Source organism: Actinopolyspora lacussalsi subsp. righensis, from assembly GCF_900116555.1.
GTDB classification, from domain to species: Bacteria; Actinomycetota; Actinomycetes; order Mycobacteriales; family Pseudonocardiaceae; genus Actinopolyspora; species Actinopolyspora lacussalsi.
The window spans coordinates 14,793-28,082 of record NZ_FPAT01000001.1; the positions used below are offsets into that span (position 1 = coordinate 14,793).

The 13,290-nt window shown below is 65.2% G+C and carries 8 protein-coding genes; 3 read left to right on the forward strand and 5 right to left on the reverse strand.

Going from position 1 to position 13,290, the window contains the following annotated elements; genetic code table 11:
• Nucleotides 1-39: 39 nt before the first annotated feature.
• Complete coding sequence (locus tag BM394_RS00085) at nt 40-234, forward strand: CPBP family glutamic-type intramembrane protease (protein ID WP_092972526.1); 195 nt, start codon at nt 40-42, stop codon at nt 232-234.
• 79 nt (nt 235-313) lie between these two features.
• Here BM394_RS00085 and BM394_RS00090 read toward each other — a convergent pair whose 3' ends face one another.
• The 4 genes from BM394_RS00090 to BM394_RS00105 all read right to left on the reverse strand — a co-directional run bounded on the left by BM394_RS00090 (nt 314) and on the right by BM394_RS00105 (nt 7,319).
• Nucleotides 314-2,179 carry a glycoside hydrolase family 3 protein gene (locus tag BM394_RS00090; protein ID WP_245779869.1) on the reverse strand — a complete coding sequence of 622 codons (1,866 nt, stop codon included), beginning with the start codon at nt 2,177-2,179 and terminating at the stop codon, nt 314-316.
• A gap of 181 nt (nt 2,180-2,360) precedes the next feature.
• Nucleotides 2,361-3,401 carry a LacI family DNA-binding transcriptional regulator gene (locus tag BM394_RS00095; protein WP_092972528.1) on the reverse strand — a complete coding sequence of 347 codons (1,041 nt, stop codon included), beginning with the start codon at nt 3,399-3,401 and terminating at the stop codon, nt 2,361-2,363.
• 128 nt (nt 3,402-3,529) lie between these two features.
• A complete protein-coding gene (locus BM394_RS00100) occupies nt 3,530-6,340 on the reverse strand; it encodes a beta-L-arabinofuranosidase domain-containing protein (protein ID WP_092972530.1) in 2,811 nt (936 codons plus the stop codon).
• Between the two features lie 286 nt (nt 6,341-6,626).
• Nucleotides 6,627-7,319, reverse strand: coding sequence for a GH12 family glycosyl hydrolase domain-containing protein (locus tag BM394_RS00105; protein WP_092972532.1), 693 nt, complete (start codon nt 7,317-7,319; stop codon nt 6,627-6,629).
• A gap of 419 nt (nt 7,320-7,738) precedes the next feature.
• Between BM394_RS00105 and BM394_RS00110 the strand changes: the two genes are divergently transcribed.
• Together BM394_RS00110 and BM394_RS00115 are read left to right on the forward strand one after the other, a co-directional pair.
• On the forward strand, nt 7,739-10,741 hold the full coding sequence (locus BM394_RS00110) for a glycoside hydrolase family 3 protein (RefSeq protein ID WP_092972534.1): 3,003 nt from the start codon (nt 7,739-7,741) through the stop codon (nt 10,739-10,741).
• A 349-nt stretch (nt 10,742-11,090) separates the two neighbouring features.
• Nucleotides 11,091-12,095, forward strand: a complete 1,005-nt coding sequence (locus BM394_RS00115) for a LacI family DNA-binding transcriptional regulator (RefSeq protein ID WP_092973554.1) — start codon at nt 11,091-11,093, stop codon at nt 12,093-12,095.
• 118 nt (nt 12,096-12,213) lie between these two features.
• Here BM394_RS00115 and BM394_RS00120 read toward each other — a convergent pair whose 3' ends face one another.
• Nucleotides 12,214-12,963 carry a class I SAM-dependent methyltransferase gene (locus BM394_RS00120; RefSeq protein WP_092972536.1) on the reverse strand — a complete coding sequence of 250 codons (750 nt, stop codon included), beginning with the start codon at nt 12,961-12,963 and terminating at the stop codon, nt 12,214-12,216.
• Between the last annotated feature and the right edge of the window lie 327 nt (nt 12,964-13,290).

Genomic DNA, 13,290 nt, shown 5'->3' on the forward strand with positions numbered 1-13,290 from the left:
TGTGGTACGCGGTACTGAAGGTTCTGCTGTTTCGCCACGATGCACCTGCCAACCCACCTGCACCACGAATCAGTGGTCACCGGACTGGCCACAGTGCTGATGTTCCAAGGACTGTTCGGAGTGTTCTGTGGCTACCTGTGGTCCCGGTACCGCAACATCTGGATCGTCATCACGGTACACATCGTTGTGAACCTCGCCTACGTGGACCTGCTGCTCGGCTGGCTCGGTCGCTGAGTCGGGAACGCCGTGTGGAAACGGCGTTCCGGTCCGGAGCTGGACCGTCGGGCCGGAACGCCGAGTCGATCACGGGTTTCTAGTCGCGATAACTGAGCCCGTAGCCGTAGGGATACAGCGGATCCTTACCGTCTCCCCGGTTGATCGGTTGCTGCTCGAACGAGCGCATCCAGGTCATCGGAAGTTCGCCCGTGGGGTTGTACTCGCCGAACAGCACGTCGGCCACACCACCCCCCTGGGTTCCGGGGAGCCAGGAGGCCAGCAGCGCGTCCCAGTTACCGACCTCGGAGGCGATGTCCATGGGACGGCCCGAGGCGAGTACGACGATCACGGGCACGCCGGAGGAACGCAGCTTGGCGATGGTGCTCAGATCCTCCTGGGAGAGTTCGAGCCCGTTGGGACGGTCACCCCGGTACTCGGCGTAGGGTTTCTCCCCCACGACCGCGATCGCGGCGTCGTAACTGCCGTTGATCCCATCACCGTGACGGTTGTAAGTCACCGAGGAGTCCGATACCTCGCGAATCCCCTCCAGGATCGTGGTTCCCTCGGTGATGTCACCGCTGGATCCCTGCCAGGAGATCGTCCAACCGCCACTCTGGTTTCCGATGTCATCGGCATTGGAACCGGCCACGAACAGGTTGTCCGTCCCTGAGGACAACGGCAGCACACCCTCGTTCTTGAGCAGCACCTGCGATTCGCGCACCGCCTGACGTGCCAGTTCACGATGCTCGGTGCTTCCCACCGTCGACAGCAGATCACGCTGGGCGTACGGGTGCTCGAACAACCGAAGCTCGAACTTCTTGGTCAACACTCGGCGGGTGGCGTCGTTGATACGCTGCATCGAAATGCGGCCGGACTCCACTTCCTGTCGCAGGTGGCCCAGGAACTTCTCGTGGTCCTTGGACAGCATGATCATGTCCAGGCCCGCGTTGACGGAACGCCGCACCTCGGAGGCAGTGAGCGTGCTGTCGTTGCCGTCGAGCTGGTGAATCGCGTTGTAATCGGACAGCACGATGCCGTCGAAACCGAGCTCACCCTTGAGCACGTCGTTGATCAGATATTCGTGTTCGTGCAGCTTGGCACCGTTCCAGCTGCTGTAGGAAACCATCACCGATCCCACATCGCGTTCGACGGCCTTGCGGAATGGCGGCAGATGGATCCGACGCAGTTCCTGCTCGCTGAGCTGGGTGTTTCCCTGGTCGACCCCACCGGTCGTTCCGCCGTCACCCACGTAGTGCTTGGCCGTGGCCATGATCGAGCTCGGGCCCCCGCCCAGGGTGGCGCCCTGATAGCCGGTGATCTCGCTGCTCATCGCCGAGGCCAGTTCCGGGGTCTCCCCGAAGGACTCGTAGGTCCTGCCCCAGCGGTCGTCCCGAGCCACGCACAGGCACGGTGAGAACGTCCAGTCGATGCCCGTGGCCGCCACCTCTTCGGCGGTCGCGGCACCGATCCGGCGTACCAGCTCGGGGTCGCGCGTGGCACCGAGGCCGATGTTGTGCGGAAAGATCGTGGCTCCCCGCACGTTGTTGTGACCGTGCACGGCATCGACGCCGTACAGAATCGGAATCCCCCGCGGAGTGTCGAGCGCGGCACTTTGATATCGGTCGTACATGTCTGCCCACGCCTCGGGCGTGTTGGGGCTCGGTGCGGATCCGCCCCCACTGAGCACGGAACCGATCCGGAGTTCGGCGACCTCGGCGGGACTGGCCGCACCCCGTGTGATCTGAACCATCTGTCCCAGTTTGTCCTGCAAGGACATACGTGACATCAGTTCGTCGACCCGCTCCGTCACGGACAGCCGCGGATGGTGCGGGTGAGGGTCGTGGTGATGCGTGGTGTGCGCCGCGGCGGGGGCAAGCGCGCCGGCCAGCAGCGTGACCACTGCCATGCCCGCCACCGCGGGCAGCGATCGCCGAAGGCGGCGACCGGTCGCTCGATGCGACATGAAGACTCCTCACAGGAACGTGAACGATTCGGGTTGCACGCTCGTAGCATGCTTGTGAGCGCTCCCAATACCAATCGGCCGGTCGTCGTCACCGGCACTGCTCCACCCGGAGTTGTTCCCGACCTGTTCGACGGGCCGGTCGTCGTGCCTTCGCTGCACAACGTGAACTGAACAGTCAGTACTACCGGCCGGAGGTCTCCCACGAACTGCCGAGAGTGCTCTGCCGCGTGACCAGTTCGGGTGGAACGACGGCACTGGTCGCCGCCTGGGTGGGATCGTCGATCCGCTGCAGCAGCAGCTCCATGCTGTGCCTGCCGACCGCGTCGAAATTCTGCCGAACCGTGGTCAACGGCGGTGTGAAAAAGGCGGAGTCCGGACTGTCGTCGAACCCCGCCACCAGCACGTCATCCGGTATGCGGAGACCGCGCTCGTGGAAGGCGCGAAGTACGCCGAGCGCCATCTGGTCGTTGGCGACGAACACCGCGCGAACATCGCCGCGCTCGGCCAACAGCTGCCCGTTGGCATAGCCGGAAGCGGGAGTCCAGTCACCTCGCAGTACTTCCGGGACGGTGACCGCCGCACGTTCCAGCTCGGACCGCCACCCCGAGACACGTCCCTGCGCCTCCAGCCAGTCGATCGGTCCGGCGACGTGCCAGACGGTACCGACCTTCCGATCCAGCAGATGCCGGGTGGCCAACCGCGCCCCCTCGACCTGGTCCACGCAGACCACGGGATGTCCACCCCCGCCACCGCCCTCGACCACGACCAACGGGAGGTCGGACGGCACGTGCCGCAGCGCCTCTACCGCCACTCGCTGCGGTGCGATGGCGATGATGCCCTCGACGAACTGGCTGCCGAGACGTTCCACGGCGTGCCGAATGGCGTCCTCGTCGACGTCTTCCACGTTGGCCACGCTGACGAAGTAACCGGCAAGCCGAGCGGCTTGTTCGATGGCGTACAGCGTGCTGGCGGGACCGAACAACGTGGTGGTGAAACTGACTACCCCGATACCCCTCGTGCGTCGTGTCACCAGCGCACGAGCGGCGGAGTTCGGACGATAGTCCAGCTGTTCGATCGCGGCGAGGATTCGGTCGCGAGTCGCCGGTGACACCGAGGGGTGCTCGTTGAGCACCCGGGAAACCGTCTGGTGTGAAACCCCTGCCAACCGAGCGACATCGGCCATCACTGCCGGACGCCGTGGCGAGATGTCGTTCCGGGCCATCGCCAACCTCCGTGCTGTCGGTCCGGAACCGACGCTACCGCCTCCTTCCCACGGCCTCGTTCAACAGTGGACGGACAGCCGGAACCGGCGGTGGAGCTTCCACCGGCCGGTGGCGGTCCCGTGCCGGTTCAGTCGTCGAACCGTGCGCTGCCCGCGGCCGCGACGATGTTTCCCCGCTCGGACTCGCTGAAAACACCATCCTGCTGCCAACGTCGCGCAACCCGGGCGACGTGGCTGGTGAACTCTCCCCTGCTCTCGAACGGCGCCGCCGACCAGATCTCGTCGAGGAAAGTGACACCATCCGAGGAACCGCGGTTGGGCACACCGGAATCGACCGAATCGAACACGACTCGCGGCTCCTGCCTGCGAAAGTAGGCGTGGTAGGCATCCTTCGTGCCCTCGAAGAACGGAGCCAGCTCCACGTCACCGAGCAGGAAGTGTAGTGGCTTGTCCGGTAACTCGGTCAACGCCGGCGACAGATCCCCGGACAGCCGCGCCGTGTCGTACAACGTGAAGTGGAGGAACTCGGAGCGTTCGTCCAGCGCGACGAGGTTGAGTGGGCCGTACATCAGGTTCTGCACCGTCGGATCGTCAGGGGTGGGTTCCGCACGTAGCCGGAACGGCAACTCGACGTCGACAGTGTCACCGGTGCGCCATTCCCGCGAGAGAACGAGGTATCCCTGCTCGCTGGTCTCGACCGGTTGGCGGACCCCGTTGATCCGGACGGCGAAACCGGAGCCCACCCATTCCGGAACGCGCAAGTGCAGTTCGAACCGTGCCGAACCGGTCACCCGCAATCTGCTGTGCTGTTCGTACGGAAAACTCGTGTCCTGTTGGATCGTCACTGCTCCGGAGCTCCAACGCAGTGTCGAAGGCAGGTAGAGGTTCACGTAGAGCGCGCTTCGATCCTCCCGTGCGAAATAGACCGAATCCTGGTACTTCGTCGCGCTTTCCATCCCCGTTCCCTCACAACACGTGGTGCCGTCCTTGGGAGTGAAATCGCGGATCGCGCCGGGGCCGAGGTCGACGAAGTAGGTGGTCAACGGTTTCTCGGTATCGTCGTAGTCACGTTTGGAACCGAGGATCTGGTTGAACAGAGCGCGCTCGTAGTACTCGGCGTAATCGCGCTCGCCCTCCCACCGGAACAACGAGCGTGTCAGCTTGAGCATGTTGTAGGCGCAACACGTCTCGGCGGTCTCGGAGCTCAACAGCTGAGCCACCCGGCCGGGACGGTGGAAGAACTCACCCTCACCGGTTCCCCCGATTCCGAACATCCTGGTCGGTACCACCATGCCCCAGAAGTTGCGTGCCGCCCGCAGGTAGCGCTGCTCACCCGTTCGCTCGTACAGCAGCACCAGCCCGGTCAGGATCGGGATGTGCTGGTTGGCGTGCTTGCCCTCGAGAACATCCGTGTTCTGTGCACAGGCGTCGATGAACGAGTCCAGATCGAAGCACTCGGCCAACCGCAGGTGGTGTGGTTGTCGAGTGTGCTCGTGGGTACGCAGGATCGCCTCGACGACACCGCCGTATTCCCCACTGGAGAAGAGGCTCCACATCCGTTGACGATCAGCCTCGGTCAACTCGCTCAGGCGTGAGTACATCCAGTCGCACATCCCGGAGGCCAGATCGAGCGCGCGCCAGTCACCGGTGGTTTCGTAGGCGTCCAGTAGTCCCTGCAGGATTTTGTGCGCGGTGTAGTACGGCGCCCACACCACGGGATAGCTGCTGCTGGTCAGCGATTCGAGCCGGATGAACTGGGTCTCCGGGTAGGCGGCCAGGAAACCGGAGTGACTGGGTTTTCCCCAGGTTCGGGCGTAGGTGGCGTGTCGGTGGGCGCCAGAGCGGTCGTGCAGTACGGTTCCGCCCCGTTCCCGGCACGGGTACGAGAACCGGTCACCGGAACCGGCGGTGGTCGCCGCCGCCTCGGTGTGCCGGAGCTGTTCGATCTGTCGCGGAGTCAGCACGCTCGACCACAGGTTGAGGTCCGCGTAGCCACCGGAGTGGACGGGATCGTCGTAGTGTGACCGCCCGAGCCAGCAGTGCGCGAGGCTGCCGAGCTCGGCCGGGGTCAACGACAGCTCCGCGTTGCGGCCGACCTCCCTGCCGTTGACGTAGAGTGCGCCGGCCCCCTCGGAAAGGGTCAGAGCGACGTGGCTCCACTCCCCCACCCGAAGCGACTCGGAACCGACGATCCGTTCCTCGCTGCCACCACTTGCCCGGGTGATGGCGAACCGCGGCACTCCGTTGCTGTCTCTCGGGGTGAGGAAGAGGTTCGTGTCGGTGTCGTTGCCGAAGTCGAAGATTCGGGTCCACTCGTCGGCGGTCGCCGGGCGAATCCACCCCGCGAAGGTCATGGCTCGCAGACCGTTGACCGTCTCGGGGGGAACATCGAAGTACAGACAGGCCCCGCGCCGCACCTCGACGGCTCTGTCGAGCGGACCATCCGCGCCACGAATGGCCGGTTCCCGGTTCAGCGCCTGCCGGCACTCATGCAGTGCGGCGACCATCGTGGTCAGCTTCCGGTGGAACACCGCTTCATCGGTGCCGGCGTGTGCCTGGGACAGCATCGTCATGAAGTGACCGGCGAAATGACCTCGTAGATTGCCGTTGCCCTGCCCGTCCAGGCTTTCCCAACCCTCTGGTGCGACGGCGCCGTGGGTGGGCAGGTCCGCGTTCGCGCGGAACGCCAACAACAGCCGGTCCTCGTCGTAGTTCCGCGCGAAATCCAGCATTCGAGCACGTTTTCGGGCGAACAGGCCCCGCTCGAGACGCACATCGGACAGGGAGAACCCGTGTAGTGGTGGCTCGGTGCTTGCCGCTGCCGTTCGTGTTGTCGCGGAAACGGCGGTATCGGGAGTCGTGATGGAAGTCAGGAGGGGAAGAGACACCGAGGCTGCCCCGAACCGGAGCGCGTCCCGACGGTCGAAGTGGCGTGCCATGAGGTTTTCCTGCCTTCGGAGTGGAGCTGAGCATCGGGCAGCTGGTCGCGCGAAGTTGTGTTAGCGCTAACACAAATCGAGTTCGCACAGTAACAACACGTGATCTCGGTGGCCATGCGTGAACCGGTTCAGTCCCGGTAAGCACAGGACCTCTCACGAAACCCGCCGCCTCCTCCGGGCGGTTGACCTCCCCATCGGCAGTGTTCGTCCCAGGAGGTCGAGCACACGCCACCGCGGGACGGCTCGTGCGACGAATCGTCCCCGCCACGAGGTGCACGGCGATTTCTCAGCCGGGCGTTACCGAGTACTCATCGGTGACGAAGTCCAGTCCACCGCTGGAGCTGGTGATCTCGAAACCGAACTGGACCTCGCCGACCGACGCCTCGGCGTCCAGCCATCCCCGCCCGACGAGCCAGGACATCACCGAATCGATGTCCACGGTCGCCGCGGTCGTATCGCCTTGCCGAACGAAGGAGAACACCTCGTTGGAACCATTGGAGCCACGGTGCACGTTCCAGGTGTGGCCGCCGACGGCCACGGTGGCCACCCGGGAACCGATCGGGCCCACGGCACCGTGCTGATTCATCCAGAGCATGATCTCGTAGCTGTGGTTGTCGACCCAGATGTCGTAGGCGGTGGCATACGCCCCGGAGTTCGGAACGGTTACATCGAATTCGCTGGTCAGATCGCCGAGATCGCTGATGGGGCTGTCGATGGTCCTGGCCGAGTGCGGATAGGACTTGACTCCACCGGTATCGGGGTGGTCGGCCCACACTCCCCAGTTTCCGTGGGAATTCGCCCAGATCGACTGGGGGCCCACTCCGCTTCCCCAGACGTTGTTGCGCACCGTGTAGGCACCGTCGGACCAGGTGGCGAACTTGGCCGAGGATCCCCAGGTTGCGGCATGGGCGGTGGTCGTGATCAGGCCGAGGGCGGCGAGAACCGCCACACACGTAACGGCCACTCGGGACAGTCGCATGGTGTTTTCTCCAGTGCTGTTGCCGGTTGTCGTTTCGGGTGTGAAGGCGACATACGACCGCGGTGAGACGGATGAGAGGGATCCGGAGATGTGTCCCCCTCCGGGGTGTGCCGGTTGCGTCACCGGCTACGAACCATTCGCGCGGTAGAAGGCGTCCGTCGGTGATTTCAACAGCGCGGGTAGTCGAATCGCATCGATTGATCCAGCAGCAACGACGTTAGTTCAGAGTGGCGCACCACACAAGGCAGCGAGGGGAAGCATTTGGAGGAAAAGCGCATTCCTGCAAAAAGAGCTGTTGACCCGCAGGCTCCTCGGTGTCACAGTTCCCGTCATCGTTTTTGTCGTGTAAGCGAAGCCGTCGAAAAGTAATCGAATCGCTTCGATTCATTTTCGACATTTTCGGGAAGTGGGTTGCGTCCATGCGTTCCGTTCCGCCCCGACTGCTCTCCCGCCGCCGCGTGTTGTCCCTGGCCGCCGGTCTCGCCGCCGGATCCGCGCTGGCAGGGGGTGAGGGGCACGGCGCCTCGGCCGAGCCGGTCGGCACATCCGGGTTCCGTGACTCCGCCCTTGCTCGAGGAACACGGATCGAGGACCTGCTGAGCAGGCTGACCCTCGATGAGAAGGTCGCCATGCTGCACCAGTACCAACCTGCCGTTCCCCGGCTGGGTATCACGGCGTTCAAAACCGGTACCGAGGCGCTGCACGGCCTCGCCTGGTCCAACGACAGAGCGGCGGACGGCGCGGTGGTCACCGCGACGGCCACGGTGTTCCCGCAGGCCATCGGGCTGGCCAGCACGTGGGATCCCGACCTGATCGAACGGGTCGGTGCGGCCGTGGGCACCGAAGCACGGGGATATCACGCCGAGTCCCCCGACATCTGGGGACTACAACTGTGGGCACCGACGGTGAACCTGCTACGTGACCCTAGGTGGGGCCGCAACGAGGAAGGCTACTCCGAGGACCCGTACCTCACCGGTGCGATCGCCACCGCCTACGGGCGCGGTATCCAGGGTGATGATCCCGATCGGATACGTGCCGCACCGGTACTCAAGCACTACCTGGCCAACAACAACGAGGTCCATCGGCACACCACCTCGTCGATGCTGCCGCCGCGGGTCAGACACGAGTACTACGAGGCCGCTTTCCGGCAGACCTTGTCGGCGGACGCCGCCACCGGGGTGATGTCGGCCTACAACCTGGTCAACGGTAGGCCGATGACCGTCCACCACGACATCGACGAGGTGGTGCGGGGCTGGGCGCGACGAACGCTGTGCAATGTCACCGACGCGGGTGGGCCGAACAACCTCACCGGCGCGCAGGACTACTACGCGAGCCAGCCGGAGGCCGACGCGGCGATTCTGAAGGCCGGGCTGGACAGTTTCACCGTCGACGGCACCGATTCCGGCAAGACCATCGCCGCGGTCAAGACCGCGCTCGAACGCGAGCTGCTCTCCGAGAACGACGTGGACGAGGCCGTCCGCCACATACTGGACATGCGGTTCCGCCTCGGCGAGTTCGACCCACGTGGTGGGCCGTACGGCCGGATCGACAAGCGGGTCGTGGACAGTCCCGCCCATCGGGCGTTGGCCAGAAGAACCGCGACCGAGGCGATCGTGCTGCTGAAGAACGACCGGGACGCGTTACCACTGGACCGGCACCGAGTACGACGCGTCGCGGTGATCGGCCAGCTCAGCGAGACGCTCTACACCGACTGGTACTCCGCCGATCTGCCCTACGAGGTGACTCCACTCAGCGGCGTCACCGCCGCGCTCGGACCGAACACCACCGTCTCCTCGACCGAAGGGGTCGACAGGATCGCACTGCGAACACCGAGCGGGAGCTACGTGACCGCCGCGGCAGGCGAGGAGCCGCTGGCGGTCACCACGGAGCCCGACGCGGCGACGCGGTTCGACGTGTTCGGTTGGGGCGAGGGGATCGTGACACTGCGCGCTGCGTCCAACGGCAAGTACGTCTCGTTCGGCGAGAACAGCACCCTGGTCAACAACGCCGAGCAGCCCAACGGCTGGTACGTGCGGCAACAGTTCGAGTTGATCGACCACGACGGGGGATGCGTGCTGCGCTACGCGGGCAACGACACCGAGGAGTCGTGGTTCGGGGACAGCACCTACGTCGTCGTCGACGGGGAAGGGCGGTTGCGTGTCACGGCCTCCTCACCGGCCGCGGCGACCACCTTCACCCGCGAAGTGGTGCGAAGCGGCAGCGATGCCGCCGTCGAAGCCGCCACCGGCGCCGACGTGGCGATCGTCGTGGTGGGCAGCATGCCGTTCATCAACGGACGGGAGAACGACGACCGCCAGGACATGAATCTGGCTCCGACGCAGCAAGCGGTACTGGAACGGGTGTACCGGGCCAATCCGCACACCGTACTGGTGCTGCAGAACAGCTATCCCACCACGATCACCTGGGCTCAGGACAACGTGCCCGCCATCGTGTGGACCACGCACGCCGGTGCGGAAACGGGCAACGCGCTGGCCGATGTGCTCTTCGGCGCGGCCAACCCCGCAGGGCGGCTCACCCAGACCTGGCCTCGCTCCGCCGACGACCTCGCCGACATCCTCGACTACGACATCGTCAAGGCCGAACGCACCTACCAGTACTCCACCGCGACACCGCTGTATCCCTTCGGGCACGGCCTGTCCTACACCTCCTTCGACTACACCGCGGCGCGCACGAGTGCCCCGGTGATCCACGCCGACGGCGAGGTCAGCGTCAGTGTCACGGTCGGCAACACCGGCCGACGTGCCGGCGACGAGGTGGTGCAGCTCTACACGCACCAGCGGGAGTCCCGCGATCCGCAGCCCCGGAAGCGGTTACGCGCCTTCCGCAGAGTCAGCCTGGCGGCGGGTGAACGTCGGACCGTGACTTTCATGCTACGTGCCGCCGATCTCGCGCATTGGGACGTCACCAGGGAGAAGTGGGTGGTAGAAGCGGCGACGCACGACCTGATGCTCGGTACTTCCAGCACCGATGTCCGCAGGCGGCTCACACTGCGGGTGTTGGGCGAGACCACCCCCCCGCAGAATCCGTACCACCGGACCAAGGCCGTCAATTTCGACGACTATTCGAACATCACGCTCACCGACCGGACGAAACAGCACGGCACCACGGTCACTGCCTCGGATGACGGTGGCTGGATCCAGTTCCGCGACGTCGACCTCGCGGCGGGTGCGAACGCGATCACCGCGCTGGTGGCCAACGGCTCCGCGAGCACCGCGCGCGTGCGCGTACGGCTCGACGGCCCTGATGGGAGACGGCTCGGGACCTTGCGCGTTCCGCCCACCGGCGGTGAACACGCCTACCGAACGGTGCGGTCCCGGCTGGCGCGGGCACACGGCCGTCACGATCTCTACCTCGTTTTCGAGGGCGGGGCAGGTCTCGCCGAGTTCCGACTCGAGGGGTGACGGGCCCGCGATGGCGCTCGCCTCGAGCCGTGGTGTTCAGGTGTCCGGAAACTCGACCACGAGCGCGCCGCCGGTTCGTTCCCGGTCACGGGTGGACCCGGCGCGTTTTCGCACGAGACCGAGCCGTCCACGGTGAATCGCTTCGATCCGCACCGAGGAACCGCACGAGGAGGAAGGCGAGCACGTCGAGCGAAGTACGATGCCGGTGAGCGGTGTTGTCCCGACACGTTCTCCCACCGAGTGTGATTGTCGCCGAACGACAGCACTGCCGGTGTGCGAGCCGGTCCGGCCAGCGCCGTTCGGCACGATATCGTTCGATGCGATTCGACGCACCACGCCGGAGGACGAGATGGTCTCCATCGCCGACGTAGCCCGGGACGCGGGGGTTTCCTCCAGCACCGTGTCCTACGTGCTGTCCGGAAAGCGCTCGATCTCCTCGGAGACGCAGCGCCGGGTGGAGGCCAGCATTCACCGGCTCGGGTATCACCCCCATGCCGGGGCCCGTGCGCTGGCCAGCAGCCGCACCAGTGTGCTGGCACTGATCATGCCGCTGCGCACCGACATAGACGTTCCGGTTCTGATGGGGTTCGTCAACTCGGTGGTCACCACCGCCCGGAACTACGACTACGACGTGCTGCTGCTGACCAACGACGAGGGACCGGCCGGGTTGCGGCGGGTCGCTGATTCGGCGATGGCCGACGCGTTGCTGCTGATGGACGTCGAGGACGAGGACTCCCGGGTACCGGTGTTGCAGTCGTTGTCCTGTCCGGGGGTGTTGATCGGGCTTCCGAACGACCCCGGGGATTTGTCCTGCGTGGATCTGGATTTCTCGGCCGCGGCGAAACGATGCGTTCGGCATCTGGCCGATCTCGGACACGAACAAGTCGCCCTGGTCGGTCCCTCACCCGTGGTATACGAACGCGGTACCAGCTTCGCGGGCCGGTTCCTGCGGGGGTTCACCTCCGCCGCGCGGGAACGCGGACTGCACGCCACCAGCCAGGCGTGCTTGCCCTCCTACGATGGGGTGCGCGACTGCCTCGACAGGATTGTCACCGAACAGCCGCGGCTGACCGGTCTGGTGGTGCACAACGAAGCGGTACTCGACCCCTTGCTGTCCGAACTGCACAGCCGTGACATGCGGATTCCCGAGGACATCTCGGTGGTGGCGGTAACCCCCGACGAGATGGCCGCGAACCGCTCCGTACCGCTGACCACGGTGTCGCTTCCTTCCGAAGACATCGGAAGGATCGCCGTGGAGATGACGATGCGTGAACTCCAAGGAGTGCGGTCTCCCGAGGTCCGACTGCTCTCGCCTCGACTCACTCCCGCCCGAAGTACCGCACAACGACACTGAGCGGCGCACCGTTCCGCACTGTCGGGGTGGTCAACGCTTACTGTCCGGTGCTCGTCGACATCCGTTCGTTCACCGGGCGTAATCGGGGCCACCTTGGAGCCGCGCCCCTGGTGGCAGTTCACGAAACGACTTTCCGAACGAATCGGAAGAGATGGGTCACCACACCGTCCTGCCAGTCGTGCAGATCGCGGATTTCCGGGGTGAAGCCGTGTGCGAGGGCGTGACCCACGATGCCACGCAGGTCGGCGGTGGTGGAGGCGACGACGAAGACCTCACCACCGGGGGTCAGGATCTCGCGTTCGGCGAGCTGGGTGAAGAACCTCTCCAGTAGTGGTGCTCCCACGCACACGTTGCGCACGATGTCGGGATCATCGCTGATTGGGTGGCTCACCGCTGGGGGATTGAAGGTGACGACGTCGCTCTGGACTCCCTCGGGGAAGCCGTCGAAGACGTCGGCCACCACGGGCGTGAAGACCGGGGGCTCCGAAGAACCGACGTGCCGCTCGAAGTGGCGACCGGCGGTGGCCACGCTGTCGGGGTGCACATCCACGGCGTGGATCTCCCGCGCGCCGGCCAGTCCGGCCGCGACGGTTTCGACACCGAGTCCGACCCCCATCGCCACGTAGCGACGATCACGCACTTCGATCCTGCCGTCGAACAGCCGGTCATAAATCATCCGACTGGTATGCCCGGGCAGGAAAACACCCGGTGGCGCGTCGAAGCGCAACCCGTTCCACTCGTACTCGCGATGGGTGTGCAGGTCGGTTCCGGGCCGGTTCAGCTCGATGATCCGTTCGGCGGACAGCGGATCCGGAAGAGCATCGAGCAGTGCTTCCACTCGTGCTGCCTCGATCTGGGATTCAGCCATATTGAAAACGATATTCGTTTTCATAGAGATGTCAACATCGCCTCTCCTGGAATCCTCCCCGCACACACCGTGTGCCCGCTCGGTGGCGACTCCGTGCCCCTTGGAGCCGCCACCGAGCGAGGCGTGTTTCGCACTGGTACCCGAGAAGCACGCCGCGGTTACGTTCCCGCTGCTCCCCGGGTCAGCAAGGTGAAGTTGAATCCCTCCCGCGCCGGGCGGCGAAGTGGAATTCGGCCCCACCCAGGCGACGATGCGACGAGAAGCGCTCATGACTATGTTCCGTTCGTTGACAGACGTGGCGGAGCTTCACGGGTGTGAGACGCTCTG

What these genes read in the sequence shown, in the direction of transcription:
- BM394_RS00090 (WP_245779869.1), bottom strand. Translation starts at nt 2,179, where the DNA reads ATGTCGCATCGAGCGACCGGTCGCCGCCTTCGGCGATCGCTGCCCGCG.
- BM394_RS00100 (WP_092972530.1), bottom strand. Translation starts at nt 6,340, where the DNA reads ATGGCACGCCACTTCGACCGTCGGGACGCGCTCCGGTTCGGGGCAGCC.
- BM394_RS00115 (WP_092973554.1), top strand. Translation starts at nt 11,091, where the DNA reads ATGGTCTCCATCGCCGACGTAGCCCGGGACGCGGGGGTTTCCTCCAGC.
- BM394_RS00105 (WP_092972532.1), bottom strand. Translation starts at nt 7,319, where the DNA reads ATGCGACTGTCCCGAGTGGCCGTTACGTGTGTGGCGGTTCTCGCCGCC.
- BM394_RS00085 (WP_092972526.1), top strand. Translation starts at nt 40, where the DNA reads ATGCACCTGCCAACCCACCTGCACCACGAATCAGTGGTCACCGGACTG.
- BM394_RS00120 (WP_092972536.1), bottom strand. Translation starts at nt 12,963, where the DNA reads ATGGCTGAATCCCAGATCGAGGCAGCACGAGTGGAAGCACTGCTCGAT.
- BM394_RS00095 (WP_092972528.1), bottom strand. Translation starts at nt 3,401, where the DNA reads ATGGCCCGGAACGACATCTCGCCACGGCGTCCGGCAGTGATGGCCGAT.
- BM394_RS00110 (WP_092972534.1), top strand. Translation starts at nt 7,739, where the DNA reads ATGCGTTCCGTTCCGCCCCGACTGCTCTCCCGCCGCCGCGTGTTGTCC.